The sequence below is a fragment of the Streptomyces sp. NPDC003034 genome, assembly GCF_053591375.1.
Genome location: NZ_JBSFTS010000020.1, coordinates 68,409 through 94,764 on the forward strand (window position 1 = coordinate 68,409; position 26,356 = coordinate 94,764).

Annotated in this window: 22 protein-coding genes and 1 pseudogene; 6 read left to right on the plus strand and 17 right to left on the minus strand. The window is 72.7% G+C overall.

Annotated features, from left to right (window positions below; genetic code table 11):
• Window positions 1-14: 14 nt before the first annotated feature.
• The 3 genes from ACWDX7_RS20205 to ACWDX7_RS20215 form a co-directional block, all read right to left on the minus strand.
• Complete coding sequence (locus ACWDX7_RS20205) at window positions 15-2,078, minus strand: SpoIIE family protein phosphatase (RefSeq protein WP_451489452.1); 2,064 nt, start codon at window positions 2,076-2,078, stop codon at window positions 15-17.
• Window positions 2,079-2,146: 68 nt separating this feature from the next.
• Window positions 2,147-3,391 carry an amino acid aminotransferase gene (locus ACWDX7_RS20210; RefSeq protein ID WP_451489451.1) on the minus strand — a complete coding sequence of 415 codons (1,245 nt, stop codon included), beginning with the start codon at window positions 3,389-3,391 and terminating at the stop codon, window positions 2,147-2,149.
• On the minus strand, window positions 3,384-4,316 hold the full coding sequence (locus ACWDX7_RS20215; RefSeq protein ID WP_451489450.1) for a DMT family transporter: 933 nt from the start codon (window positions 4,314-4,316) through the stop codon (window positions 3,384-3,386). Before ACWDX7_RS20215 ends, ACWDX7_RS20210 begins: the two co-directional genes overlap by 8 nt.
• 169 nt (window positions 4,317-4,485) lie before the next feature.
• Here ACWDX7_RS20215 and ACWDX7_RS20220 point away from each other — a divergent pair, with 169 nt between their 5' ends.
• The gene (locus ACWDX7_RS20220; RefSeq protein ID WP_451489449.1) at window positions 4,486-4,971 is read left to right on the plus strand and encodes an Lrp/AsnC family transcriptional regulator; all 486 of its coding nucleotides are present in this window, start codon (window positions 4,486-4,488) and stop codon (window positions 4,969-4,971) included.
• Window positions 4,972-4,987: 16 nt separating this feature from the next.
• Here the strand turns inward: ACWDX7_RS20220 and ACWDX7_RS20225 are convergent, their stop codons facing one another.
• The 5 genes from ACWDX7_RS20225 to ACWDX7_RS20245 all read right to left on the minus strand — a co-directional run bounded on the left by ACWDX7_RS20225 (window position 4,988) and on the right by ACWDX7_RS20245 (window position 9,978).
• Window positions 4,988-5,509, minus strand: coding sequence for an O-acetyl-ADP-ribose deacetylase (locus ACWDX7_RS20225; protein ID WP_451489448.1), 522 nt, complete (start codon window positions 5,507-5,509; stop codon window positions 4,988-4,990).
• Window positions 5,509-6,927 (minus strand): phytoene desaturase family protein, encoded by a 1,419-nt coding sequence (locus ACWDX7_RS20230; protein ID WP_451489447.1) that lies wholly within the window; start codon window positions 6,925-6,927, stop codon window positions 5,509-5,511. Before ACWDX7_RS20230 ends, ACWDX7_RS20225 begins: the two co-directional genes overlap by 1 nt.
• A 91-nt stretch (window positions 6,928-7,018) precedes the next feature.
• Entirely contained in the window at window positions 7,019-7,843 is an 825-nt protein-coding gene (locus ACWDX7_RS20235; RefSeq protein WP_451489446.1) for an inositol monophosphatase family protein, read from the minus strand.
• A gap of 184 nt (window positions 7,844-8,027) precedes the next feature.
• Window positions 8,028-9,005: an SDR family oxidoreductase gene (locus tag ACWDX7_RS20240; RefSeq protein WP_451489445.1), complete on the minus strand. Its 978-nt coding sequence runs from the start codon at window positions 9,003-9,005 to the stop codon at window positions 8,028-8,030.
• A gap of 154 nt (window positions 9,006-9,159) precedes the next feature.
• Window positions 9,160-9,978 carry a DUF6766 family protein gene (locus ACWDX7_RS20245; protein ID WP_451489444.1) on the minus strand — a complete coding sequence of 273 codons (819 nt, stop codon included), beginning with the start codon at window positions 9,976-9,978 and terminating at the stop codon, window positions 9,160-9,162.
• 251 nt (window positions 9,979-10,229) lie between these two features.
• Here ACWDX7_RS20245 and ACWDX7_RS20250 point away from each other — a divergent pair, with 251 nt between their 5' ends.
• Entirely contained in the window at window positions 10,230-12,389 is a 2,160-nt protein-coding gene (locus ACWDX7_RS20250; protein ID WP_451489443.1) for a SpoIIE family protein phosphatase, read from the plus strand.
• 48 nt (window positions 12,390-12,437) lie between these two features.
• Here the strand turns inward: ACWDX7_RS20250 and ACWDX7_RS20255 are convergent, their stop codons facing one another.
• From ACWDX7_RS20255 to ACWDX7_RS20290, 8 genes are all read right to left on the minus strand, one after another.
• Complete coding sequence (locus ACWDX7_RS20255; RefSeq protein WP_451489442.1) at window positions 12,438-12,896, minus strand: AAA family ATPase; 459 nt, start codon at window positions 12,894-12,896, stop codon at window positions 12,438-12,440.
• A complete protein-coding gene (locus ACWDX7_RS20260; protein ID WP_451489441.1) occupies window positions 12,893-13,894 on the minus strand; it encodes a TIGR03842 family LLM class F420-dependent oxidoreductase in 1,002 nt (333 codons plus the stop codon). The genes ACWDX7_RS20255 and ACWDX7_RS20260 overlap by 4 nt, the downstream gene beginning before the upstream one ends.
• A 13-nt stretch (window positions 13,895-13,907) precedes the next feature.
• A complete protein-coding gene (gene hydA / locus ACWDX7_RS20265; protein ID WP_451489440.1) occupies window positions 13,908-15,308 on the minus strand; it encodes a dihydropyrimidinase in 1,401 nt (466 codons plus the stop codon).
• 17 nt (window positions 15,309-15,325) lie between these two features.
• Window positions 15,326-16,579 (minus strand): aspartate aminotransferase family protein, encoded by a 1,254-nt coding sequence (locus tag ACWDX7_RS20270; RefSeq protein WP_451489510.1) that lies wholly within the window; start codon window positions 16,577-16,579, stop codon window positions 15,326-15,328.
• Between the two features lie 38 nt (window positions 16,580-16,617).
• Window positions 16,618-17,460: a nitrilase-related carbon-nitrogen hydrolase gene (locus tag ACWDX7_RS20275; RefSeq protein ID WP_451489439.1), complete on the minus strand. Its 843-nt coding sequence runs from the start codon at window positions 17,458-17,460 to the stop codon at window positions 16,618-16,620.
• A gap of 166 nt (window positions 17,461-17,626) precedes the next feature.
• A complete protein-coding gene (locus tag ACWDX7_RS20280; protein WP_451489438.1) occupies window positions 17,627-19,336 on the minus strand; it encodes a hypothetical protein in 1,710 nt (569 codons plus the stop codon).
• A gap of 45 nt (window positions 19,337-19,381) precedes the next feature.
• Window positions 19,382-19,762, minus strand: a complete 381-nt coding sequence (locus tag ACWDX7_RS20285; RefSeq protein ID WP_451489437.1) for a PPOX class F420-dependent oxidoreductase — start codon at window positions 19,760-19,762, stop codon at window positions 19,382-19,384.
• A 47-nt stretch (window positions 19,763-19,809) separates the two neighbouring features.
• A complete protein-coding gene (locus tag ACWDX7_RS20290; protein WP_451489509.1) occupies window positions 19,810-20,013 on the minus strand; it encodes a helix-turn-helix domain-containing protein in 204 nt (67 codons plus the stop codon).
• Between the two features lie 32 nt (window positions 20,014-20,045).
• Here ACWDX7_RS20290 and ACWDX7_RS20295 point away from each other — a divergent pair.
• Window positions 20,046-20,360, plus strand: a pseudogene (locus ACWDX7_RS20295) (M24 family metallopeptidase); the annotation flags it as partial.
• A gap of 30 nt (window positions 20,361-20,390) precedes the next feature.
• Here the strand turns inward: ACWDX7_RS20295 and ggt are convergent.
• On the minus strand, window positions 20,391-22,190 hold the full coding sequence (ggt, locus tag ACWDX7_RS20300; RefSeq protein WP_451489436.1) for a gamma-glutamyltransferase: 1,800 nt from the start codon (window positions 22,188-22,190) through the stop codon (window positions 20,391-20,393).
• Between the two features lie 128 nt (window positions 22,191-22,318).
• On the opposite strand from ggt, the gene ACWDX7_RS20305 reads away from it, so the two are divergent.
• From ACWDX7_RS20305 to ACWDX7_RS20315, 3 genes are all read left to right on the plus strand, one after another.
• Entirely contained in the window at window positions 22,319-23,044 is a 726-nt protein-coding gene (locus tag ACWDX7_RS20305) for a hypothetical protein (RefSeq protein WP_451489435.1), read from the plus strand.
• Between the two features lie 238 nt (window positions 23,045-23,282).
• Window positions 23,283-24,449: an Ig-like domain-containing protein gene (locus ACWDX7_RS20310; RefSeq protein ID WP_451489508.1), complete on the plus strand. Its 1,167-nt coding sequence runs from the start codon at window positions 23,283-23,285 to the stop codon at window positions 24,447-24,449.
• Window positions 24,450-24,740: 291 nt separating this feature from the next.
• On the plus strand, window positions 24,741-26,327 hold the full coding sequence (locus ACWDX7_RS20315) for a CocE/NonD family hydrolase (RefSeq protein WP_451489434.1): 1,587 nt from the start codon (window positions 24,741-24,743) through the stop codon (window positions 26,325-26,327).
• Window positions 26,328-26,356 lie beyond the last annotated feature (29 nt).

Here is a 26,356-nt window from a genome sequence, read left to right on the forward strand (position 1 = left end):
CCCGAACCGCCGGGTCAGCCGGGGGTGGGGCGGGTGCGGGCGAGGAGGACCGCGATGTCGTCCTGGGGGGCCTGGGGCAGCAGGCGCTCCAGGATTCCGTCGCACAGCTCCTCCAGCGGCCGGTCCACAGCGCGCAGCGCCTGCGCCAACTGCTGCATGCCCTCGTCGAGGTCGCGGTCGCGGGCCTCGATGAGGCCGTCGGTGTAGAGCACCAGCACGCTGCCCGGAGGCAGCCGGACCTCTTCGGTACGGAAGTCCTGGCCGCCCGTGCCCAGCGGCGTCCCGGGCGGACCGTCGAGGAAGGTGACCGTCCCGCCGGCGGTGGCCACGGCGGGCGGCGGGTGGCCCGCGCGGGCGATCACGCAGCTGCCCGATGCCGGGTCGTGGACGGCGTAGACACAGGTCGCCATCTCGTCCTCGCCGAGATCGGCCACCGCCGCGTCCAGCGAGCGCAGCAGCCTCGCAGGGGGGACGTCGTGGCGGGCGAGGGTCCGTACCGCCGTACGCAGCTGCCCCATGACCGCCGCGGCGTGGATGCCGTGGCCCATGACGTCCCCGATGACCAGCCCGGTCCGTCCGCCGGGCAGCGGGATGACGTCGAACCAGTCTCCGCCCACGTCGTGGTCGCTGGCGGGGAGGTAGCGCCCGGTGAGGTCGAGCCCGGGGGCCTCGGGCAGGGCGCTGTTGGTGAGGCTGCGCCGAAGGGTCAGGGCGGCCTGCCGCTGACGGGTGTACATGCGGGCGTTGTCGATGTTGAGCGCGGCCCGGGCGACCAGTTCGTCCACGACCACGCAGTCCTGCTCGTCGAAGGGCTCCCGCTCGCGCACACGGGTCACGACGACCGCGCCCAGTACGGTGCCCCGCGCGACGAGCGGGATCATCCGGGCGGAACCGAGGGTGGCGAGGTAGGCGCGCAGCGCCTCGGCCCGGGGGTCCCTGATCAGTGCCGGGATGTCGGGCTGGTAGAGGTTCATGGCCCGGCCTTCGGCCATGACCCGCTCGTAGGCCGTACCCCTGGGGATCCGGAAGGTCTGCCCCGCGGCGAGCCCGGCGGTGGGCGCGGACGGGTCGGGGAAGCGCGCGGCCAGGCGGCGCATGACGCCCCGGGTGGAGGCCGCGGCCTCGTCCGGTTCCATCACCTCTTCGAGCAGTTGTACGTCCGCCGAGTCCGCGAGCATCGGTACCAGGACGTCCACGATCTCCTGGGCCGTCTGGCGCAGGTCCAGGGTCGTGCCGATGCTCGTGCCGGCCTCGGCCAGCAGGGCGAAGCGGCTGCGGGCCCGGTCGGCGTCGGCCTGGGCCCGCTGGCCCTCGGTGATGTCGATGAGCGAGGCGATCAGGCCCAGCCGGCGCCCGGAGCCGTCGAGCAGCGGGGCGTACGAGCAGGACCAGGTGCGGTCCTGTCCGGGATCGGCGGGGGTCCGGCCGGTGCGGCGGGCGTCGACCACGGGGGTGCCCCGGTCGAGGACCTGCCGCATCATCGCCTCCAGCGCGGCGGCGTTAACCCCGGGCACCACCTCGGTGAGGCGTTTGCCCAGGTGGGCGGCGGCGGGGACGCCGTTCATCCGGGCCAGGGCGTCGTTGACCCGCAGGAAACGCAGATCGGGGCCGAGGGTGGCCAGGCCGATGGGTGACTGGGTGAAGAGGCTCTGGAGGGCGGCGAGCGAGTCGCGCATGTGGAGGACCTCGGAGGTCTCCACGGCGATCAGCATGGCGCCCGTACGGCCCTGCGGGTCGGCGGCGGGCACGATCCACATCTCCATGGGCACGTGGTGTCCGTCACGGTGGCGCACGGGCAGGGTGCCGACGACGGTCTCGCCCGCCTGGACGCGGCGCGTCAGCTCGTCGGCGAGCTCCCGGTTCGGCTCGGGGACGAGCACGGAGCTGCCGAGGCGGCCGATGACGTCCTCGCGGCGGTGGCCGAGCAGGTCCTGCGCGGCCAGCGACCATTCCACGACCCGCCCGTCCGCGTCCTCCCGCCACAGGGCGATGGGCAGCAGCTCCCGGAGCACGCCCGCGTAGCCGACGGCCCCCACGGGCTGATCCGGCATCTCGCTCGTCGACTGGTAAGCGTCCAACGCACCGACCTCACCCCGGCGGGCCCGATTCCTACCGGTTCACCCTATCCGAGGGCTGGTCGCCCGGCTCAGCGTCCGCCGTGCACCAGGGCCACCGGCGCGTGCCCGCGGCTCCCGGTCCGCCCGGCCGTGCCGGGGAGGACCGCCGCGATGCCCTGGGCCAGGCAGGGGATCCGGTGCGCCGGGATCCCCGCGATGTTGATCCGGCCCGAGGTGGTGCCGTAGATGGCGAACTCGCCGCGCAGCCGGAGCATCTGCTCCGGTGTGAGCGGCAGCATCGAGAACATGCCCTTCTGGCGCGCCAGCGCCTGAGCCTCGGTGTCACGGCCCAGCGCGCTCAGGCAGGCGGTGAGATCGGTGCGGTTGGCGGTGATCCGGTCCCGCATGACCTCCAGCTCCGCCCGCCAGGCGGCGCGCAGCCCGTCGTCTTCGAGGATCGTCGTCACGATGGCGGCGCCGTGGTCGGGCGGCATCGAGTACAGCGTGCGGGCGGCGTTCTGCAGCGCCGTCTCGGCATGGCGGACGGCCTGGCGGGAGGAGCCGAGGACGATGGCGCAGCCGGTGCGGTCACTGTAGAGGCCGAAGTTCTTCGAGCAGCTGACGGCGATCAGCATCTCCGGCACGCGCGCCGCGAGCATCCGCGTGGCGCCCAGGTCGGCTTCCAGGCCGTCGCCGAGGCCGTGGTAGGCGAGATCCACGAACGGCAGCCAGCCGCCGCGGACGGCCAGGGCGGCCACCGCCTCCCAGTCCTCCGCCGACGGGTCGGTTCCCGTGGGGTTGTGGCAGCAGCCCTGGAGCAGCACGACGTCCTCGCGGCGTGCGTCGCCGAGGTCCCGCAGCATGGCCGCCGTGTCGAAGCCGCCCCCGGTGCCGCGCCAGGCGTACGTGCGGACCCGCAGTCCGGCGGCCTCCAGGATGGGCCGGTGGTTGACGTAGGCCGGGTCGCTGATCCACACCGTGGTACCCGGGCGGGTCCGGTGGATCAGATCGGCCAGCAGCCGCAGCGCGCCGGTGCCCGCGACGGTCTGGACGGCCGCGGCGCGGTCGCCCGGGGCGTCCGGGCCCATGACCATCGTCAGCAGGGCCTGGTTGAAGGCGGTGTTGCCGGAGAGCCCGCGGTACTCCTTGGACTCCGACCGCTCCGCCAGGCGTATCTCGGCCTCGCGGACGGCGGCCATGACGGGGGTGCGGCCCGTGTGGTCGCGGTAGACGCCGAGGACGAGGTTCAGGCGCTCGGGCCGCTCGTCGGCGGCGAAGGCGCTGGTCAGGTCCCACAGCGGGTCGGTGGGTGGCGGGGGCAGGAGCTCAAGCATGTGCGGGGGCCTCGGGTCGGGGGCGGCGGTTCGCGAGGACGACGCCGGCGGTGATGAGGGGTACGCCGACGAGCACGGCGAGGGTCGGTGATTCGTCGAGCAGGGGGATCGCGAGCAGGACGACGGCGACGGGGCTGAGGCTGCCGACGACGGAGCTGCGCTCGGCGCCCAGCCGGCGGATGGCGAAGGCGTACAGCAGGCCGGCGCACAGTCCCACCCCGAGGCCCTGCACGACCAGGAAGAGCGCGATGTCTCCGCCCGCGGCGTGCGCGAGGGCGGTCGGGAGCACGCCGGTCCAGGCCAGGAGCCCGATCACCAGGAAGGAGGGCAGGCAGAGCAGTCCGATCGACCCGACGGGATCGAGGTCCACCTCCCGCAGCCCCACCGTGTACAGGGCCCACAGCCCGCTGGCGACCAGCAGTGTCCCCGCCCCGGTCAGCACGTCGGTGTCCACCGGGACGACGTAGCGCCAGACGAGGGCGGCGACACCGGCGGCGATCAGAGCGAGCCCGGCCGCCTGCGAACCCCTGGGGAGGCCCCGCCCGCGGGCGGCCATGAGCGCGGAGACGAACAGCGGGACCATGCCGGGGACGATCGAGCCGACGAAGGCCGCCGAGGTCAGTGCGCCGCCGTGCATCGCGGCCAGGAAGAAGGGCACCCCCGCACCGCAGATGATCTTGGCGGCGGGCCCGGGCCGTACGGCGGCGATACGGCGGCGTCGGCGCCACAGGGCCGGGAGCAGGACGACGAGCGGGACGCCGAAGCGCAGCAGGGCGGCGTCTGCGGGCAGCAGGGTGGAGGCGCTCAGGGCGCGGGCGCTGAGCGCGAAGGCGGCCCAGATGGCCACGGTCACGAGCAGCGCCAGCATGCCCTGGGCCTGCGGTGAGAGCCGGCGCCGGGCAGGCCCGGACAGCGGGGGTGCCACGGGGGGAGGCGCTGTCGCCCCCATGGTGTTCGTCGCGACCAAGGAGGTAGCTCCAGCCTCTGGGACCCGTATCTTTTCGTGGGCAACGCTAGGGCTTCGGGCGGGGCAGCCGATTGCGAGTTCTGCTCCTCGCGCATAGGTTTGGGGCAGAAGCTGCCAAGGAGTGACGATGGACGCGGTCGATCTGCAGATCATCCGGGAATTGCAGGCCGACGGACGCCTGTCCAACCAGGACCTCGCGGACCGTGTCCGGCTGTCCCCGTCGCCCTGCCTGCGCCGGGTCCGGCGCCTGGAGGAGGCCGGCCTGATCCGCGGCTACACCGCCGTGGTCGACCAGGTGGCCTTCGGGCTGCCCATCACCGTCTTCGTCCGGATACGCCTGGAGCGCCACACCGCGGAGGCGGTCGGCCTCTTCGAGGAGCACGTCGGGGTGATCGAGCACATCCAGGACTGCTACCTGATGGCGGGAAGCAGCGATTACCTGCTCAGGGTCGTCATCGAAGACCTCGAAGCGTACGAACGGCTGGTGCGCGACCGGATCCACGCCATTCCCGGCATCGCCTCGATCGAGTCCAGCTTCGCCTTCGGCAGCGTCAAGCAGTCCCGCACCTACCCCCGCCCCTCCCCCGGCCCCTCCGCCCGCCGCCTCCAGTGAGGCAGCCGCCCGCCGCTCAGCCGGTGCTCGCCGCGAGCGCAGCCGCGAACGCCTCGTAGGCCGCCTCGTCGAAGAGGACGAACCGCGCTTCCTCCACCGCGGTCCGCGCCGCCCGGACCGTCTCCACGGCGATCCGGGCGCCGTCGTCCATGGGCCAGCCGTAGATGCCGGTGGAGATGGCCGGGAAGGCGACCGTACGGGCGCCCAGCTCATCGGCGACCCGCAGGGATTCGCGGTAGCAGGAGGCCAGCAGCTCCGAGCGGTCCTCCTGGCGCGACCAGGCCGGGCCGACCGTGTGGATCACATGGCCGGCCGGCAGCCGGCCCGCCGTGGTGGCGACGGCCCGGCCGGTCGGCAGGCCCTTGCCGTAGTGGGAGCGGCGCAGGTCCTCGCAGGCGGCGAGGATCTCCGGCCCACCGCGGCGGTGGATGGCTCCGTCCACTCCGCCGCCGCCGAGCAGCGAGGAGTTCGCGGCATTGACCACCGCGTCCGCCCGCTGCTCGGTGATGTCTCCTCGGACGAGGGTGATGCGGACCATCAGGATTCCTTCCGCAGCCGGCGCCAGACCGCCTTGGCCGCGTTGTGGCCGGACATGCCGTGCACCCCCGGGCCGGGCGGCGTCGCCGAGGAGCAGATGAAGACCGCCGGGTGGGCGGTGCTGTACGGGGAGAGCGAGAGCTTGGGCCGCAGGAGCAGCTGGAGTCCGGAGGCGGCGCCGCAGGCGATGTCGCCGCCGACGTAGTTGGGGTTGCGGGCGGCCAGCTGCGGCGGGCCGGCGGTGGCACGGGCCAGGACCAGGTCGCGGAAGCCCGGTGCGAAGCGCTCCAGTTGGCGCTCAATGGGGTCGGTGAGGTCGCCGTCCCAGCCCGCGGGGACGTGTCCGTACGCCCAGAACACGTGCTTGCCCTCGGGGGCCCGGCCGGGATCGACCAGGCTGGGCTGCGCGGTGATGAGGAACGGGTGGCGGGGGGCCCGGCCACTTGAGGCGAGCTGCAGGGCGGCGTCGATGTCGCGGGGGTGCGGGCCGATCTGGACGGTGCCGGCCCGGTGCGGCTCCTCGGCGGTCCAGGGCACGGGTCCGTCCAGCGCATAGTCGATCTTGAACACGGAGGCGCCGTACCGGTAGCCGTCGTACGCGCGCCCCAGGCGGGCGATCCTGGCCAGGGCGGTCGGCGAGGTGTCGAAGACGTAGGCGCGGGCCGGCGGGAGGTCGTCGAGCCGCTTCACCTCGAAGCCGGTGTGGAGGGTGCCCCCGAGGTCGCGCAGGTAGGCGGCGAGCGCGTCCGAGATGGACTGCGAGCCGCCGCGCGGCATCGGCCAGCCGTTCGCGTGGGCGGCGAGGGCGAAGACCAGGCCCACGGCGCCCGTGGCGATCCCTCCCAGCGGGGCGATGACGTGCGCCACGAGCCCGGCGAACAGCGCGCGTGCGCGGTCGTCGCGGAAGCGGTGCATGAGCCAGGTGGAGGGCGGCAGTCCGGTGAGGCCGAAGCGGGCGAGGGTGACCGGGTCCCGGGGCAGCGCGGTGCTCGGCAGCGACATGAAGTCCCGGGCCAGGGTGTCCCATTTGCCGAGGTACGGGCCCACCAGCCGGCGGTACGCGCCCGCGTCGCGCGGTCCGAAGGACGCCGCCGTCTCCGCGACCGAGCGGGAGAGGACGGCGGCCGTGCCGTCGTCGAAGGGGTGCGCCATGGGCAGCGGTGCGTGCAGCCACTCCAGGCCGTACCGCGCCAGCGGCATCGTGGCGAAGACGGGGGAGCCGGCGCCGAGCGGATGCACGGCGGAGCAGGGGTCGTGCCGGAAACCGGGGAGCGTGAGCTCCTCGGTCCGCGCTCCCCCGCCGACCGCCTCCGAGGCCTCGAACAGGGCGACGGAGAAGCCGCGCCGGGCCAGCTCGACGGCGGCCGTCAGCCCGTTGGGCCCCGCCCCCACCACGACCGCATCGAGAATCGACGGCACTTGCGACTCCTTCGTCCGGTGGCGCCACCACCACCAGGGTATTGCGCACCGCTCGCGCGGCCCCTCGCCACCCGGCCGCGCCTGATCAAAACTACGCGCCGCGCAGCAGCTCGCGGATGCGGACCGCGGTGGCCTCGTCACGGCCGACCGCGAAGGGCAGCGCATTGTCCCGGTCCACCCGGAAGGGAACCCCATCGACGGTGCTCTGCGCCCCGCCCGCCTCGGCCACCAGCAGCAGCCCGGCCGCGTGGTCCCACGCCGAGGGCCAGGTGAAGGCCAGGCCGTCCATCTCACCGCGGGCCACCCTCAGGTACTCCAGGCCCGCCGAACCGCAGGGGCGGGCCACGACGCCGGGCACGTCCAGACGGGCCAGGATCCGCTTGTCCGCCTCGGAGGTGTACAGCGGGTGGGCCATCGCGACCCGCAGCTCGGCGCCCGGCTCGGGCGAACCGCTCAGTATCCGCTCGCCGTTGACGTACGCCCCCTGGCCGCGCACGGCGGTCGCCAGCTCCTCCCGCGCCGGGGCGAAGGTCCAGGAGGCGAGGATCTCCCCGCGGTGGGCCAGCGCCACGAGGGTGCAGAAGCCGGGGTCGCCGGACACGAACTGCCGGGTGCCGTCGACCGGGTCCACGATCCACACCGGGGCCTCCCCGCGCAGCGCCCCGTACATCGTCGGGTCGGTGTGCACGGCCTCCTCGCCCACCACGGCGGAGCCGGGAAGCAGCCGCGTCAGCGAGGCCGTGAGGTGCTCCTCGGCCCTGCGGTCGGCGATGGTCACCAGGTCGTGCGGTCCGGTCTTCTCGTCCACCTCGTGCTCGGCGAGCTGCCGGAATCTCGGCATGATCTCGACCGCCGCCGCCTTGCGCACGGCTTCTTCCACGTCGGACAGGTCATGGGCCAGGAACTCATCGATCATGTCCCCCAGCAAAGCACGCCGGACCGACAAACCCCACCGACAATCCAGGACGGACGTCTGGACACCCGGTGGCCACGGGGTGAAGCGCCCTGGCCCCGCCGGCGGAATCCGCAGGTCCGCCCGGCCGCGCGTCACCCCGGACCGGCCGCGCGTCACCCCGGGCCGGCCGGGCGGAGTCCTCGGGTCAGGGTGTGCGGACCCGTCGTGCGACGCCCGCCGCCGCACAGGCCAGCACGGCGACGGCGGTCATCCGGCGCGCCGCGGTCCGCCGGCGTCCGGCCCATCCGCCGTGGGCGGCGCCGGGGCCCGGCGCCGGTACGTGCAGGTTGCCGTGACCGGCCGGAGCGGACTCCTTGCGGGACAGATGGGTCTTGTCCACCTGATGGGCCATCACCCGCTCCACCATGCCCGGCATGATCCTGGACTCCAGCACCATGGAGCGGCCCATCGGACCGACCACGACTTCCCGTCGGGGCGCGCGCACCAGGTCCACGATCGCCTTGGCCACGCGCTCGGGGCTGTAGACCGGGGGCATCGCCAGCGGCTTGCGGCCCGTGTAGTTCGCCGCGTGTTCGAACAGCGGTGTGTCGATCGTGGCCGGCAGCACCGTGCACACGTGGATGTCCTTCGCCTTGTCCAGCCGGAGCTCCTGGCGCAGGCTCGCGCTCAGCGCCCGGACGGCGTGCTTCGACATGCCGTAGGCGTGGGCGTACGGCTGGCTGACGACACCCACGATGGAGGAGACGTTGATCAGCGTTCCGCTGCCCTGCCGGCGCATGACGCGGAGGGCGGCGCGGGCGCCGTGCACGTACCCCATGACGTTGACGTCCATGACCTTGCGGAAGTCCTCCAGGGGGACTTCCTCGAAGGGTCCGAACACGGTGACGGCCGCACAGTTGACCCAGACGTCGATACGGCCGAAGCGCCCCACCGCGCGCCGGGCGAGATCATCGACCGCCGCGGGATCCGTGACGTCGGTCGGGACGGCGAGGGCCTGCGCGCCGCGGTGACCCTCGCATTCCGCCCTGACCGCTTCCAGTGCCTCCGCACGGCGCGACGCCAGCACCACGGAGCAGCCTTTGCGGGCGAAGGCGACGGCAGTGGCCCGGCCGATGCCGCTGGAAGCCCCGGTGATCACGACCACGGAATCACGCACGCGCATGGAGAACCTTTCTTCGCGGCCTGTCCGGCCTGTCCGGCCTGTCCGTTGCGTCACTCAGTCACTCAGTCACTGAGTCACTGAGTCACTCAATCACCGGATCGCTCGTTCCACCCCCCGGCGAGTGCCCTTCGGGTGCTTTGGGCAGCGGTTCGGTTCAGCCTTCGACGCCGGTGTCGGAGTGGGAGGCGCCGACGGGCTTGGACTCCGGTGATCCGCGTTGCCTCAGGTAGATGGCGAAAATGGCCATGGACGCCACCGCCAGCAGCTCGGACTGCCAGTTCTGCAGCGTACGGCTCCAGAAGTCCGCGGATGACAGGTAGTCGGCCCACATGGTCGGGGCTTCAAGCCGGCGCAACCGCTCCTCGTTGTAGGACGCGACGCCCGTGACCGACTGGGTGAGCCAGGAGAGCAGGAAGACGGTGCCCATGACCAGCCCCAGCGAGCGGGAGAAGAGAATTCCGCGCCAGTCCTTGTACTCGGCCCAGCGGGGCGAGTCCTCCCTGGCGTACTCCCCGGTCTTCTGGTCGCGGTCCGACTCGGTGCCCGCCTCGTCGAGCTCCTTGGATTCCGGGGACCCCCGTTGCACCAGCCAGACGGTGGCGAGGATGTAGAGGAAGAACTGCATGTACTCCGACTGCCAGTTCTCGGTGACGTCGACGGCGAAGTCAGACGAGGACACGTACGAGCCGAAGGAGACGGGCGCCATGCCGTCGCTGAGGAGCTGGCTGTTGAACTGCGCGTGGCCTGCCACGGCCTGGCCCACGAGCGCCAGCAGGAAGGTGGTCAGGAAGAACAGCCCGAGGCCGTTGTCGCGCAGGAAGCGCCGTACGCGGTGCCGGGCGGCCGGTGCCTGCTCGAAACGGGTGACTTCCCCGGTGACCTCGTCACGGCGCTCGGAGAGCGAGGCGCAGCCACTGACCGCGGCAAGAACCGCCAGCACCCCGATCCCGGCCCGGTAGCGCCGTCCTCGCATCCTGCCTCCTCGGCGGCCCGGGCAGAGACCGGGCCCACCCTGTCGATCGACTGACGTGCGGTTTCCACTCATAGGACATTCGTGGTCACGTGTCCGCAACCGCGAGATCGCGGACAGCTACGGGCGCCGGTGGCGGCACGGGCGCGCCTGCGGCGTCGGAACAGCGCGGCCTCGGGGCATCGGCGACGGCTACGCGTGGTGTGGTGGGGCACGCCAGGTGCGGGGCAGCGGCTCCGCATACTGTCGGATATGTGACAGATGAGAGTTATGGCGGGCCGAGTGGCGAAGCGTCCCTGGAGGAGGCGCTCAGCGCCACGGTGCGGCGTACGGGGGCCTTCGCGGGGGGCGTGTACCTGCTGTCGGCGGCCGAGCCGGTGCTCGGCCTGGCTGCGGTGTGCGGGGTGCCGGCGGTGGCAGCGGCGCCCTGGTGGCGGGTGGCCGTATCGGCCGCCGGCCCCCTGTCGGAGGCGGTGCGCGAGGACCGTCTGGTGTGGGTGGGCCGGCAGGAGGACATGGCCCGCCTGTATCCGAACGCCGCCGCCGGAATCCCGTACCAGTGCGCGTTGGCCTTCGCCCCGCTGCACGGTGCCCGCCGTTGGGGGGCGCTGGTGCTGGTCTGGTCCGCGAACCACCCGCCGTCCCTCACCCGCCGCGAACGCGGGCACATCCTGTCCAGCGCCCGCCGCCTCACCCAGGCACTGGACCAGTCGCCCGCCCCCTCGACCCTTCCGGATGCGCCTCGTGCCGTGCCCCTGCGCGGGCCGGGCCCCGATCCGGCCCAGAGCGGGCTGGCCGCCGCCGACCTGCTCCAGCGGCTGCCCATGGGCGCGCTCAGCCTCGACCTGGAGGGTCGCATCACCTACCTCAACGACGCCGCCGCCCTCCTCCTCGGCGGCAGTGCCGACCGCCTCCTGGGCACCCTGCCGTGGCAGGCCGTTCCCTGGCTCGACGACCCGGTCCACGAGGACCACTACCGCACGGCGGTCCTCAGCCGGGAGGCCGTCGCCTACACGGCTCCGCGCCCGCCGGACCACTGGCTCGACATCCGGCTCTACCCCGACGACAGCGGCATCAGCGTCCTCATCTCCTCCCGCACCTCCTCCCATACCTCCCATCGCGATGGAGACGCTGCCGACGCCCCGCCGCCGCGCATCACCGCCCGTCTGGGCCCGGCACCCGAGGGTGCCGGCACGGGGCGGATCCACCAGTTGATCCACCTGGCGGCCGCCCTGAGCCAGACCGTCACCGTGGCCGACGTGATCAGCGTGGTGGCCGACCAGATCCTGCCCGCCTTCAGCGCCCAGAGCATGGTGGTCTCCGCCACCGACGCCGGGCGCCTGAGAATCCTCGGACACCGGGGGTACGACCCTCGCAGCATCGCCCGTTTGGACGGCCTGCCGCTGGACACCGATCTCACCCCCGCCGGTCACGTCCTGGAAACCGGCATCCCCGCCTTCTTCACCGACCCCGGCGAAATGGCCCGCGCCTACCCGCGGGCGCCGGTGCTCAGCACCAAGCAGGCATGGGCCTTCCTGCCCCTGGTCGTCTCCGACCGCCGTGTCGGTTGCTGCGTCCTGTCCTACGACCGTCCACACGCCTTCGGCGCGAGCGACCGCGCCGTCCTCGTCTCACTCGCCGGGCTCATCGCCCAGGCCATGGACCGCGCACTCCTCTACGACGCCAAGCACGACCTCGCCCACGGTCTGCAGCAAGCCCTCCTGCCGGTGACCCTCCCGCACCTGCCCCACCTGGCCGTCGCCGCCCGGTACCTCCCGGCCGCCCACGGCATGGACATCGGCGGGGACTTCTACGATCTGATCCGCCTCGGCGACACCACGGCCGCCGCCGTCATCGGAGACGTACAGGGCCACAACATCTCCGCCGCCGCCCTCATGGGCCAGGTCCGCACCGCCGTCCACGCCACCGCCGGCGCGGCGCCCGGTGAAGTCCTGGCCCGCACCAACCGCGTCCTGCTGGACCTCGAAACCGACCTGTTCGTCTCCTGCCTCTACATCCACATCGACCTCGCCGCCCGGCGTCTCCACCTCGCCAGCGCGGGACACCCTCCCCCGCTCCTGCGCAGCCCCGCGCCCACGGCGCAGACGCGCGTACTCGACGTCGAGCCGGGTCCCCTGCTCGGCATCGGTCTGGGCCCCGGACCGGGCCTCGACGGCGTCTATCCGGTCACCACCGCACCGCTGCCGCCGGGATCACTCCTCGCCCTGTACACCGACGGCCTCGTGGAGCACCGCGGCGCCGACATCACGCGGTCCATCGCCGACCTCGCCGACCACCTGACCAGGAGCGGCGACCGACCGCTCGACGACCTGGCCGACAGCCTCGTGCACCACGCCTTCCCCCAGGGCGCCTACACCGACGACATCGCCCTGCTCCTCCTGCGCAGCGCTTGAACACCCGCCGCCCCGGCCCCCCTCCTCAACCGACCGCCTGCGTACCCCTCAGCCCCGCACCTCGAAGCCGCCCCGGCCGTCGAACCGCACTTCTCGCACCGCGTCGAACCCATCCGCCGGCGAGGGCTTGCGCAGCTGCTTCAGCGTGCGCAGAACGCCGACGTCCGGCACGCGGGCCCGGCCCGCACGAGCGGCGTTGCGCCGCAGCGAGCCCGCCAGGTCGGGCGGGAACCAGTACGCGGTCACCGTCGCCCCGTGTGCGTGGGCGAGCTCGACCAGCGGGCGCCACTCCTCGGGCGACGGGTTGGTGTTGTCGACCGCCACCGACCCGCCCGCCTCCAGGACCTCGGCCAGCAGCCGCATCTGCCGCCGCTGCTTGTCTCGGGCGCCCCGCGGAAAGCGGTCCTTGCTGACCAACTGGTAGCGGCCGGCCAGGCGCTGCTCGTAGAACGTCGACTTCCCGGACGCTTGGAGCCCGACGAGCACGGCCACGTCCACCTCCGTCATCCGGTGAGTCGCGGGATGACGTCGGAGCCGTAGGCGTCGATCACGGCCTCCTTCGCGTCGTGCATGTCGTAGACCGCGAACTGGTCGACCCCGAGGTCGCGTAGGGTGCGGAGCTTCGTGATGTGGGCCTCCGGGGGGCCGAGGAGGCAGAAGCGGTCGACGATCTCGTCGGGGACGAAGTCGGTGGAGGGGTTGCCGGCCCGGCCGTGGTGGCTGTAGTCGTAGCCCTGGCGGGATTTGATGTACTCGGTCAGCTCCTCGGGCACCATCCCCGAGTGCTCGCCGTAGCGGGAGACGAGGTCGGCGACGTGGTTGCCTACCATGCCGCCGAACCAGCGGCACTGGTCGCGGGCGTGCGCCAGGTCGTCGCTCACGTACGCCGGCGCCGCCACGCAGATGGTGATCGCGGCCGGATCGCGGCCGGCCGCCACCGCGGCCTCCCGGACCGACTTGATCATCCACTCCGTGAGGTACGGGTCCGCGAGCTGGAGGATGAAGCCGTCGGCCTTCTGCCCGGCGAGGGCGAGGGCCTTGGGCCCGTACGCGGCCATCCAGACGGGGAGGCGGCCCTCGCGGATCCAGGGGATGCGCACCGGCTTGCCGTCGACCTCGGCTTCGCGGCCCTCGGCGAGGTCCCGGATCACGTCGATGGCCCCGCCCAGGCGGGCCAGGGTGTTGGGGGCCCGCCCGGCGACCCGCATCGCCGAGTCGCCGCGCCCGATCCCGCACACGGTGCGGTTGCCGTACATGTCGTTGAGCGTGGCGAAGGTGGAGGCGGTGACCTCCCAGGTGCGGGTGCCCGGGTTGGTGACCATCGGACCGACGTGCAGTTTCCGCGTGTTGGCGAGGATCTGGCTGTAGATGACGAACGGTTCCTGCCACAGGACGGCGGAGTCGAAGGTCCAGCCGTAGCGGAAACCGTTGCGCTCGGCCCGCTTCATGAGGCTGACGACCTGCGAGGCCGGTGGGTCGGTCTGGAGGACGAGGCCGAAGTCCATGCGGGGACTCTCCTTACAGGTACTGGCAGGTGGAGCGGTGCAGGAAGGCCCCGTGGCCGGCGCGGCCGGTGTACTCGCGCCGTTCGATGACGAGTTCGCCGCGGGAGAGCACGGTGTCGACGCGTCCGGTGATCCGCTTGCCCTCGTACGCCGAGTAGTCCACGTTCATGTGGTGGGTCTCGGCGGAGATGACCTGCTCGGCGTGCGGATCGTAGAGGACGATGTCGGCGTCGGAGCCCGGCGCGATGGTGCCCTTCTGCGGGTAGAGGCCGAACATCCGGGCCGGGGTCGCGCAGGCGATCTCGATCCAGCGGCGGCGGCTGATGTGACCGTCCAGGACGGCCTGGTGCAGGAGGTCCATCCGGTTCTCCACGCCCGGCAGCCCGTTCGGGATCTTGGAGAAGTCCCCGCGGCCCAGCTCCTTCTGACCGCGGAAGCAGAAGGGGCAGTGGTCGGTGGAGACGACCTGGAGGTCGTTGGTCCGCAGTCCCCGCCACAGCACCGCCTGGTGCTCGCGCGGGCGCAGCGGGGTGGAGCAGACGTACTTGGCGCCCTGGAAGTCCGGCTCCGCGAGGTTGTCGGTGGACAGGAAGAGGTACTGCGGGCAGGTCTCCCCGAAGACGGGCAGGCCCTTGTCGCGGGCCGCGGCCAGTTCGGCCACGGCCTCCTCGGCCGAGACGTGGACGACGTAGAGCGGGGCGCCGGCGACGCGGGCGAGCTGGATGGCGCGGTGGGTGGCCTCCGCTTCGAGGAGGACTTTGCGGACCTCGCCGTGGTGGCGGGGGTCGGTTTCCCCGCGCGCCAGGGCCTGTTCGACCAGCACGTCGATCGCGATGCCGTTCTCGGCGTGCATCATGATCAGCCCGCCGTTGCCGGAAGCCCGCTGCATGGCGCGCAGGATCTGCCCGTCGTCCGAGTAGAAGACCCCCGGATACGCCATGAACAGTTTGAACGAGCTCACGCCTTCCTCGACGAGTCCGTCCATTTCCTTGAGGGTGTGCTCGTTGACGTCCGAGAGGATCATGTGGAAGGCGTAGTCGATGGCGCACCGGCCGTCGGCCTTGTCGTACCAGGTGTCGAGCCCCGCGCGCAGGGACTGGCCCACGCTCTGCACGGCGAAGTCCACGATGGTGGTGGTGCCGCCCCAGGCGGCGGCCCGGGTGCCCGTCTCGAAGGTGTCGGAGGCGGCGGTTCCGCCGAAGGGGAGCTCCATGTGGGTGTGGGCGTCGACCCCGCCGGGGATGACGTACTTCCCGCTCGCGTCGATCGTACGGTCGGCCGTCCAGGCCTCGGCGGCCGCCGATCCGTGGGCGGCGAGCGCCGCCACGCGGCCGTCCTCGATCAGGACGTCCGCGTGCGTTTCGTCGGCGGCGGTGACGACGAGTCCGCCGCTGATCAGGGTGCGGATGGTCATGGCTCTCCTCCCGGGGGTCAGTCGATGGCGCGCAGGGCCTGAGCGAGGATCTCGGCGCCCTCTTCCGCCTCGGCGACGGTGAGGGAGAGCGGCGGCGCGACGCGCAGCACGCTGGTGTTGTGGCCCCCGCCCTTGCCGAGCAGCAGGCCGCCGGCGCGGGCGGCTTCCAGTACGGCGGCGGCCGCGGCCGGGTCGGCCTGGTCGGTGCCCGGTTTCGTCAGTTCGAGGCCGGCCATCAGGCCGCGGCCGCGGACCTCCCGTACGGCGGGCACGGCCGCGGCGACGGCGCGCAGCCGCTGCAGGAGCAGTCCGCCGACGCGCCGGGCGTTGCCCTGGAGGTCGTGCTCCAGCAGGTACGCGAGGTTGGCTACGCCGGCGGCCATGGTGACGGGGGAGCCGCCGAAGGTGGAGATGGAGCTCGCGTCCAGGCAGTTCATCACCTCGCCGCGGGCCACCACTCCGCCGATGGACATGCCGTTGCCGATGCCCTTGGCGAAGGTGAGGATGTCCGGCGGGCCGTTCTGCGCGTGTGCCTGCCAGCCCCAGAAGTGTTCGCCGGTGCGGCCCCAGCCGGTCTGCACCTCGTCGCTGATCCACAGGATGCCGTGCCGGTCGAGGACCTCGCGGAAGGCCCCGTACAGGCCGTCGGGCGGTGAGGTGAAGCCGCCGACGCCCTGGATCGGCTCGGCGATGAGGGCGGCGACTTCTCCGCGGGCCTGACCGAGTACGTCTTCCAGGTCCGCGACGGCGGCGGCGGTGAACTCGGCGTCGGGGAGCGCCGCGAAGGGGCCGCGGGTGCGGACCGCGCCGTGGACGTAGTACGTCTGGAGAGGCGAGAGGCTCGTCGGGGACCAGCCCCGGTTGCCGGTGACGGAGACGGTGGAGAAGGACCGGCCGTGGTAGCTGTTGCGCATCGCCAGGATCTGGTTGGAGCGGCGGTACGTCGTCGCGAGGAGCAGCGCCGTGTCGTTGGCCTCGGTGCCGGAGGTGGTGAAGAAGACCCGGGCGTCGGGGATGCCGGACAGGGCCGCGACCCGCTCGGCGAGCTCGATCATCGGCCGGTTGAGGTACAGGGTGGAGGAATGGATGAGCCGCCCGGCCTGGTCGGCCACGGCCTTGGTGACTTCCGGCAGGGCGTGGGCGGTCATGGTGGTGAGGATGCCGCCGAAGAAGTCGAGGTAGCGGTTGCCGTCGGCGTCCCAGACGTGGCGGCCCTCGCCGTGGGTGAGCTCGATGGGGCGGTCGTAGTAGAGCGTGAGCCAGTCGGGCATCACGGTCCGGTGGCGGCTGTGCAGGCCAATCGGGTCGGTCACGGCTGTACGAGCCCTCCGTAGGCGTCGGGGCGGCGGTCGCGGTAGAAGGCCCACTGGGTGCGGACCTGTTCGATGAGGCCGAAGTCGAGGTCGCGGACGAGGAGTTCCTCCTCCTTGTCGCTGGCGGGCTCACCCACGAACTGGCCGCGCGGATCGACGAAATAGCTGGTGCCGTAGAAGTCGTTGTCGCCGTATTCCTCCCGCCCGACCCGGTTGATGGCCGCGATGAAGTACTCGTTGGCCACGGCGGAGGCGGGCTGCTCCAGCTGCCACAGGTGGGCCGAGAGGCCGCGGTGGGTCGCGGACGGGTTGTAGACCAATTGGGCGCCGGCCAGTCCCAGTTGGCGCCAGCCTTCGGGGAAGTGGCGGTCGTAGCAGATGTAGACGCCGACCCGGCCGGCGGCGGTGTCGAAGACGGGCCAGCCGAGATTGCCCGGGCGGAAGTAGTACTTCTCCCAGAACCCCTTGACCTGGGGGATGTGGTGCTTGCGGTACTTGCCCAGGTAGCTGCCGTCCGCGTCGATGACGGCGGCGGTGTTGTAGTAGAAGCCGGCGCTCTCCAGCTCGAAGACCGGTACGACGATCACCATGCCGGTCTCGCGGGCGAGTTCCTGCATCCGGCGGACGGTCGGGCCGTCCGGGACGGCCTCGGCCCAGCGGTAGTGCTCGGGCTCCTGGACCTGGCAGAAGTAGGGGGCGTTGAAGACTTCCTGGAAACCGATGATCTTCGCGCCCTGGGCGGCCGCCCGGCGCGCGTGCTCCTCGTGTTTGGCGATCATCGACTCGGTGTCTCCGGTCCAGGTGGCCTGGACCAGCGCGGCGCGGACGACTTGTGCCATGAGCTGCTCCTCGCGACGGGAACGCCGGTTCTACGCACGTAGACGGTGTGCGTAGGGAGTAGAACGTAGGCCTCGTCACACCGTGGGGCAAGACCGCCGTGCGCGGTTGGAGTAGTCGATCACGTTACGTCGCCCCGTGGTCGATTGCGGTCAGCAGACGGGCGGTTTACGCCGCGGCGATGCCAGCCACGCGGAGGGCGTGGACCAGGTCGCGGTGGCGCGTCGCGGAGAGGGCGCGCGCCGCCCGGAGCAGCCGCGGGGCGAACCACCGCGGGTCGCGCCGGGCCAGGAGCGCCGCCTCCTCGGCGGTGCGGACCTGGACGAAGGCGCCCAGCAGGGCGTCGGCCTCGCGGGCGCGGCCCGCGGCGCCGAGGGCGAGCGCCGCGTCGGCGATCTCGGTGGCGGGGCGGGACACGCTTTGGCGCAGCAGGCGCTCGCTGTCGGCCGCCCGACCCGACTCGCCGAGGGCGGCCGCGGCCGCGGCGAGCCGGTCCGGCGGGAGCGAGGCGGCCTCCCAGAGCAGGGTGGCCCAGTCGGCGGCGAGCCCGGCGCGGGTCAGCTCGGCGGCGAGCCCGGGCAGCCACTCGGCGGGCCACGCCGCCGCCTCGCACAGCAGGACGTGGGCCTCACCGGTCCGGCCCTGGGCGCGGAGCGCGAGCAACTGCCCGACGACCGCCCGGGTGGGCGGAGGCGCTGCCGCGGGCGGGGGTGGCGGTGCGTCCGCCCGCTGCCCGCCGGGCGCGGCGGGGGCCGCACGGACGTCCCCCGGCGCCGCCCCTGCGGGCCACCCGGCCGGGGCCTGCGACCGATCGCCGCCGAGACCCGGCCCCCCGCTGGCACCCCGACGACCGAAACGGGCACCGGGCGGCCCGGACGGGGCCGCTTCTGCGGGCCACCCGGTCGGGGTCCGCCCCTCGGCCCCCGACTGCGGCCGATCGCCGCCGAGACCCGGCCCCCCGCTGGCACCCCGACGACCAAGGCGGGCACCGGGCGCGGCGGACGGGCCGGCTTCCGGCCCCGCTCCGCCTCCGGAGTCCACGGGGCCTGACGGCGCCTCCAGCCCGCCGAAGCGGGCGCCGCGCGGGGGTGGAAGGGCGGCGGCCACCCCCTCCAGCCCGCCCTCCCGGCCCCGCTCCCCTGCGGCTTCCGCGAGCCCTGAGCACTCCCCCTCCAGCCCGCCGAAACGCGCACCGCGCGGGGCCGGGAGGGCGGGCTCCTGGGAAGTCGGGGGTGGGGCGGCGGGGTGCGGGCGGTCGACGGATCCGGCTCCCGGCTCGGCCGGGCCCGCGTACCGGGCGCCGCCGGCCCGCCGGGCGCCGCGCGGCCTGCGCTCCGGCGCCTCCTCCTCGACCGCCCGCTGCGGCGGCACCCCGGCGTACGGCCGCGGGCGGGGCGCCACGGGCAGGGCGGCCAGACGGGCCGCGAGGTCCTCGTACCGCGCCGCGGCGCGCGCCGCGTCGTCCCGGGCCCAGGAGACCTCCCCCGCCAGGGCGTCCGCGCCCAGCGAGGCGGTCAGCCTCCGCAGGTCCGCCTCCGTGTCGGCCCGCCGCGCGGCCGCCGCGACGAGCAGGCTCCGCAGTTCCCGCTCGCCGCCCGGCAGCCGGTCCCACGCGGCGACGGCGGCGGCCCGCAGCTCGGCCGCGTAGACCGTCTCCCGCGCCGCGCACTCCCCGCCCCGCGCTTCCGCGAGGTCGTACAGCAGTGACTCCACCACGTCCCAGGGCGGTATCGCGGCCCCGTCGAGGCAGGCCCGCACACCCTCCGGGTCCCGGCGCAGGAACTCCCCGTACCAGCCCGTCCCGGGGTCCAGCCTTCGCGTCAAATCCCTGAGGTATTCCGAGAATTGGCCGATCACCAGCGAAGTCGCGGTCTCCATGACCGCATTGGATCCCATCCTTGTTACGGGTGGGCTACGGGAATCTCAAACCTTGACGGCGATCGCGGTGTGCGGCCGCTTGCCCCGGCGCACCAAGGCGGCGGGCACGTCCACCGCCCAGAACTGCCACGTGTACTTGCGCGACATCAGTTTCCGCACGCGCCGCAGCCCCGCGTCGTCCAGCAGCCGCGCCCGGCCCTCCAGCACGGGCGCCCCGTCCTCGACGCGTCCGCGCACATCGCATGCGGTGAGGGTGACCCGCCCGTTGTTGCGGATGCGCTTGACCTTCCACGCATCGCTGCGCGTCCATACGTAGAGCTCACCACCGTCGGCCACCGCCCAGACCGGGGTGGGGACGGGGGTGCCGTCCTTGCGGAAGGTGGTGAGACTGACGTACCGCGCTCTGCCGAGCTCCTGGAGATCCATAGCCCGAGCCTAGGGCGCGCACCCGCGCCGCGGCAGCCGGTCGGCCGTCAGACGGGGGCGAGGGCGCAGCGCTTCACCACCTCGTCGAGGGAGAGCCCGAGCACCTCGGCGAGGGCGGCCACGGTGAAGAAGGCGGGGGTGGGCGCCCGACCGGTCTCGATCTTGCGGAGGGTTTCGGCGGAGAGGCCGGCGCCGGCCGCGATCTCGACCATGCTGCGCGGACCGCGCGCCTCGCGGAGCAGCGCGCCCAGGCGCTCGCCGCGCTCGCGCTCGGCGGGGGTGAGACATCGCCCACGCCGTCGGTACGGTGTGCCGCGCCGCCGGGTACGGCATTCCCGACGGTTTCGGCGGCCACGGTGTGGGCCGCACCATGCACGAGGACCCGGGCGTGCCCAATGAGGGCCGGCCGGGACGCGGCATGAAGCTGCGCCCCGGCATGGTCCTCGCGATCGAGCCGATGCTCACCGCGGGCGGTACGGACGACTACACCTGCGATGCGGACGGCTGGACCCTGCGGACGGCGGACGGCAGCCGCGCCGCGCACGCGGAGCACACGGTCGCCATCACCGCCGACGGGCCGAGGGTCCTGACGGCCTTGTCGGAGTCCCGAGGTACGGGCCCCCGCTTCCTACGGCCGGCCGTGCGGGCGCACCACCATCGCCGAGCCGCCGCCCCGCCTGCTCTTCTCGGCGGCCGCCAGCCAGCGGCCGTCCGGCAGCCGCTGTACGCCCGTGGCGGCGCCGATCTCCGGGTTCTGCCGGAAACCGTGGCCGATGGCCTCCAGTTCCGCGCGCAGCGGGCTGTTCCACAACCCCGGCTCCAGCTCCGTCGTGCTCTGGTTGCGCTGGCTGGCCCGCGGCGCGGCGATCGCGTCGACCAGCGGCAGTCCCCGGTCCAGGTGGCCGGTCAGGGTCTGCAGGACGGTGGTGATGATGGTGGCGCCGCCCGGGGAGCCGACCGCCAGCACCGGCCGCCCGTGCTCCAGCACGATGGTCGGGGCCATCGAGGAGCGCGGCCGCTTGCCGGGGCCGGGCAGGTTCGGGTCCGGGACGCCCGGTGCGGCCGGGGCGAAGGAGAAGTCGGTCAGTTCGTTGTTGAGCAGGAAGCCGCGGCCGGGGACGGTGATCGCGCTGCCGCCGGTGGACTCGATGGTCAGCGTGTAGGAGACGACGTTGCCCCAGCGGTCGGCCACCGTCAGGTGCGTGGTGTTCTCCCCTTCGTACGTCGTCGGAGCGGCCTGCCCGCCGGAGGCGCAGGGCGCGGGGCGGCGCGGGTCGCCGGGCGGCAGCGGGCTGGTCAGCGCCCGGTCCGGCTCGATGAGGCAGGCGCGTGAATCGGCGTACTCCTGCGAGAGCAGTTCCCGCGTCGGCACGTCCTCGGCGGCCGGGTCGCCGACCCAGCGGCCCCGGTCGGCGAAGGAGATCCGCGAGGCCTCGATGAAGCGGTGCAGGTACTGCGCCTCGGAGAGCTTCGCGAGATCGGTGCGCTCCAGGATGTTCAGCGCCTCCCCGACGGTGGTGCCCCCGGAGGAGGAGGGCGCCATGCTGTAGACGTCCAGGCCCCGGTAGCCGACGCGGGTCGGGGCCTGCCACTTGGTCTCGTACGCGCGCAGGTCACCGGTGGTCATGTCACCGGGCCGCACGATCCGGGTGGCGGCCGGATCGACCGGGGGCGTGCGGACGGTCCGGACGATGTCCTCGGCGATCGGGCCCCGGTAGAGCGCGCCGGTGCCCTTGCGGGCGAGCTCCGCGTAGGTCGCCGCCAGATCGGGGTTCTTGAAGGTGGAGCCGACCACCGGCAGGGCCCCGCCGGGCAGGAAGAGCTCGGCGGTGTCCGGGAAGTCCCTGAAGCGGGCCTCGTTGGCCTGGGTCTGCGCCCGGAAGGTGCTGTCGACGGTGAAGCCGTCACGGGCCAGTTTCTCCGCGGGCTTCAGCAGCTGGCGCAGTGGGCGGGTGCCCCAGGCGTCGAGGGCGCTCTTCCAGGTGGCCGGGGTGCCGGGGACACCGACGCCGAGGCCGCTGGTCTGGCCCTCCGGGAAGGGGATGGGGGCGCCGTTCTCCTGGAACAGCGTGGAGGTGGCCGTCGCCGGGGCGGTCTCGCGGCCGTCGATGGTGTGTACCCGGCGGGACTTCGCGTCGTAGTGGACGAAGTAGCCGCCTCCGCCGATGCCCGCCGAGTACGGCTCGGTGACCCCGAGCGCGGCGGCGGTGGCGATCGCCGCGTCCACGGCGTTGCCGCCCGAGCGCAGGACGGCGATGCCGGCCGCGGAGGCGTCGGCGTCGACGCTGGCGACGGCTCCGCCGTAGCCGGCCGCCACCGGGACCTTGGGCGGGGTGGGGGGCGCCGACGGCGGGGCGGCCGCGCCGGTGGACACGAGGGCTCCGGCGAGGGCGACGAGGACCAACTGACGTGCGGGGGGACGAAGCATCCGTACCTCCAGTCGACGGCCGGCCGTGGCGTGGCCATGCCTAGGCTGGGCACTGTAAAGCCATTTGGGCCGCGGGGGCACCGCACACCCCGCGTCACGAGGGCATGCCGCGGGCTACGATCCGCCGCATGGACGACGACGTGCGCAACATCGTGCTCGGGGTGATAGCCACTGCCGTCAGCGGCGGTTTCGGCTGGTTCACCCGGACCTACCTGTGGCGGCGCACGCTGCGCCGCAAGCAGGCCTTCTTCGGCCTGCCGACCGGCTCCGACTGCCTTTTCGTGGTGAACCGGCAAATGGGCGGCACGGAGGGCTCGGTGCACCGCAACGACGCCTTCGCGCTCCTGGAGATATCCGCCCTGATCAAGGACTGCGGGGCGACGGTGCAGATCGTCCCGCACGACCGGGCGCGGCAGGGCTTCGGTGAGCGCGCCGAGTTCTGTGTCGGCGGACCCGTCTCCAACGTCCGTACGGCGGCGCACCTGCTCTCCATGCTGCCCGGGGTGCGGGTCGACGTCAGCACCGAGCCCGGCCCGGACCGCGGGGCGATCCACGTCGGCGGGGAGACGTACCGCTGGGAGCCGGGCAAGGCCGAGTACGTGCTGCTGGCGCGGCTGGCGACGGGTCACGGGACGCGTCCGGTCTTCCTGCTGTCGGGTCAGACCGCCAACAGCAACCAGGCCGCGGCCCGTTATCTCGCCAGGCATCACGATCGGCTGGCCCGCACGTACGGCCGGGACTCCTTCTGCCTGGTACTCAAGGTGATCAACTCCGATGCCTACGGCCCGGACGTGACCGAGCTGGTGGCGGACGTCACCCAGCAGGCCCGGACCCCCGCGCCGGCGGTCGTGTGAGCCCGTCGACGCCGTCCGGGACCGGCAGGGGCAGGCCGTCCGGAAGGGTGGTGGGGCCCGGGCCGGCCCGAGCTGCGCGCTGACGGGCCACTGACCCGGTTCGGATGCCGGGAAAATACCGACTTTTTGCCTGGAACTCGCAACCGGGAGGCGTTCCACCCGGTCTCACTCTCCGGACGTTCGTTACTTCGGAGGGGTTTCCTTGAGCCGCACACGCCGCACCGCTCGTCATGCCGCCATGGCCGGCACCGCACTTCTGGCCGCCGCGCTGACCGCCTGTTCGGGCGGGGGCGGCACGGGAGGCGGGACCGGCAAGGCGGAGCTGAAGCAGAAGCCGGACATGGCGATAGCCGTGAACCTCACGGGTGATCAGGTGAAGGCCGGCGAGCCGGTCAAGCTGACGATCGCCGACGGCAAGCTCTCCCAGGTGAAGGTCACCGACGCCAAGGGCGGTGAGCTGGCCGGGAAGATATCCGACGACGGCAAGACCTGGGCCTCCGAGCGCAACGCCCCGCCGGCCACCGAATACACGGTCGAGGCCCAGAACACCGACGGCCAGAGCGCCAAGGCGCAGTTCAAGACCGGCGCCGCCGACAAGGTGAACAAGGTCTCGATCAATCTGCCCAAGGGCAGCACGGTGGGCGTGGCCATGCCCGTCTCGCTCGTCTTCGACAACCCGGTGAAGAACAAGGCCGAGGTGGAGAAGCAGCTGAAGGTCACCGCATCCGACAACACCGAAGGTTCCTGGGGCTGGTTCAAGGACTACTCGGGCAACGACCGCGTGGACTGGCGACCGAAGGAGTACTGGAAGCCGGGGACCGAGGTCAAGGTCGAGATGAAGCTGAACGGCGTGGACTCCGGCCAGGGCGGCGGCCTCTTCGCCCGCGACTACGAAACCGGCTTCACGATAGGCAAGGACCGCCGGATGGAGGTCAGCCTCGACACCAAGAAGATGACGGTGACCGAGGGGGGCCAGGTCGTCAAGACGATCCCGGTCTCGGCCGGCACACCGGGCGGCCAGAAGGCCTCCTGGTCCGGGAAGCTGGTGCTGATGTCGAAGGAGGGCACCATCCGGATGGACTCCCGGACGGTGGGCCTGGCCGACGCCTACGACAAGATGGTCGACTACTCGATGCGGCTGACCTGGTCGGGGATGTACGTGCACGCGGCGCCGTGGAACGCGGGCAACTTCGGCAGGGCCAACACCAGTTCGGGCTGTGTGGGCATGAGTGACGCCGATGCCGCGTCCTTCTACGCACAGGTCCAGGTCGGCGACCCCTTCGAGGTGGTGGGCAGCGGCTCCAAGGGCGAGGCGGAGCTCGGCAACGGCTACGGCGAGTGGAACCTGTCGTGGGACGAGTGGAAGGCCAAGAGCGCCCTGGCCGGCGCTCCGCAGAACGGCTGACCGCGGCAGACTCCATCACGCCCACCACGCCCACCATGCCCACCATGCACACCAGGCCCACCATGCCGACCATGCCGACCAGGCCGACCAGGCCGACCAGGCCGACCAGGCCGACCACACAGGCCACGCGGACCGCACCGACCACACAAGCCCCACCGGCCGCGCAGCCCACCCCGACTTGACTCTTGTTCAATTGTTACCACCGCGTAACCTACTGATGGGTTACCCGCAGTAAGCCCCTCCCGTTACCGTCGGGTCACTTTGACGATCCGGCGTACGCGAGGAGCACCCATGCAACGCACCACCACCGCGGGGGCCGTAGCGGCCCTGCTGGCGGCAGCCGCCCTGGGCCTGGCCCCCCACCAGGCCCAGGCGGCGCCCGCCACCACCCCGGCCCCGGCCTCCGACGCCTCACCCGAACTGCGCTTCCACGACATTCCGGGCTCCGGCGGTATCACCCTCAAGGGCAACGTCTTCACCCCGGCCAGCGCCCGCGCGGATCAGAAGTACCCCCTGATCGTGCTGCCCACCAGTTGGGGCATGCCGCAGATCGAATACATCGCGCAAGCCAAGAGACTCGCCGACTCCGGTTACGTCGTGGTCAGTTACACCTCCCGCGGCTTCTGGCTCTCCGGCGGCGAGATCGAGGTGGCCGGTCCGCCGGACATCGCCGACGTGTCCGCCGTCATCGACTGGGCCCTCGCCCACTCCCCCGCCGACCCCGGCCGCATCGGCCTCGGCGGGGTCTCGTACGGCGCCGGCATCAGCCTGCTGGCCTCGGCGCACGATCCCCGGATCAAGGCCGTGGTCGCGCTGAGCGGCTGGGCCGACCTCATCGAGTCCATCTACTCCGGCCGCACCCAGCACCTCCAGGCCGCCGGGGTGCTCGGAATCGCCGGCCATCTCACCGGCCGTCCCGGTCCCGAACTCCAGACCATCCTCAGCGACTTCCTCGGCTCCCGGCTGGACAAGGAGCAGGCGATGATCGATTGGGGCCGGAAGCGCTCCGCCGTCGAGAAGGTGGACCGGATCAATGCCAACGGCCCCGCCATCATGCTCGGCAACGCCTGGGGCGACACCATCTTCCCGCCCAACCAGTACGCCGGCTTCTTCGAGAAGCTGACCGGCCCCAAGCGCCTGGAACTGCGCCCCGGCGACCACGCCACCGCCGAGGCCACCGGCCTGCTCGGGCTGCCCAACGACACCTGGACCAACGCCCACCGCTGGTTCGACCGCTACCTCAAGGGCGAGCGCAACGGCGTCGACACCGAGGCCCCGGTCCAGATCAAGTCCCGCAGCGCCGAGGGCTACGAGGAGTACCGCGACTGGAAGTCGGTCGGTTCCGGCGGCAGCGAGCGGCTCGCGCTCTCCGACAGCGAACACCTCTTCGCCAATGTCGACTCCGGGGCGAACGGCGGCATCGTCTTCCTCTCCAGTGTCCTCGACCAGTTCGTGAAGGCGCCCCCGGTGGCCTCCATCCCGCTCCTGCCCCGTTCCTTCGCCGCCGTCTGGCAGTCGCCGCGCTACGAGGAGGCCCGCCGCATCCGGGGCACGGCCCGGCTGCACACCACCGTCACGCCCACGAAGGCGGACGGCACCTTCGTCGCGTACCTCTACGACGTCGGCCCGCTCGGCATCGGCAAGCTGGTCAGCAACGCCCCGTACACCTTCCACGGCCGTACCCCCGGCGAGGCGTTCGGCGTGGACCTGGACCTGTTCTCCACGGCCTACGACGTCCCGCAGGGCCACCGGCTGGCCCTGGTCATCGACACCGTCGACCCCCTCTACATCGAGCACAACCCGTCCGGCGCACAGCTGACCTTCTCCTCACCGCGCACCGATCCCTCGTACGTCTCGGTACCTCTGCGCGAGCAGTGATCTGCGGCTGCTGCCGGGCGGGGTGGCTC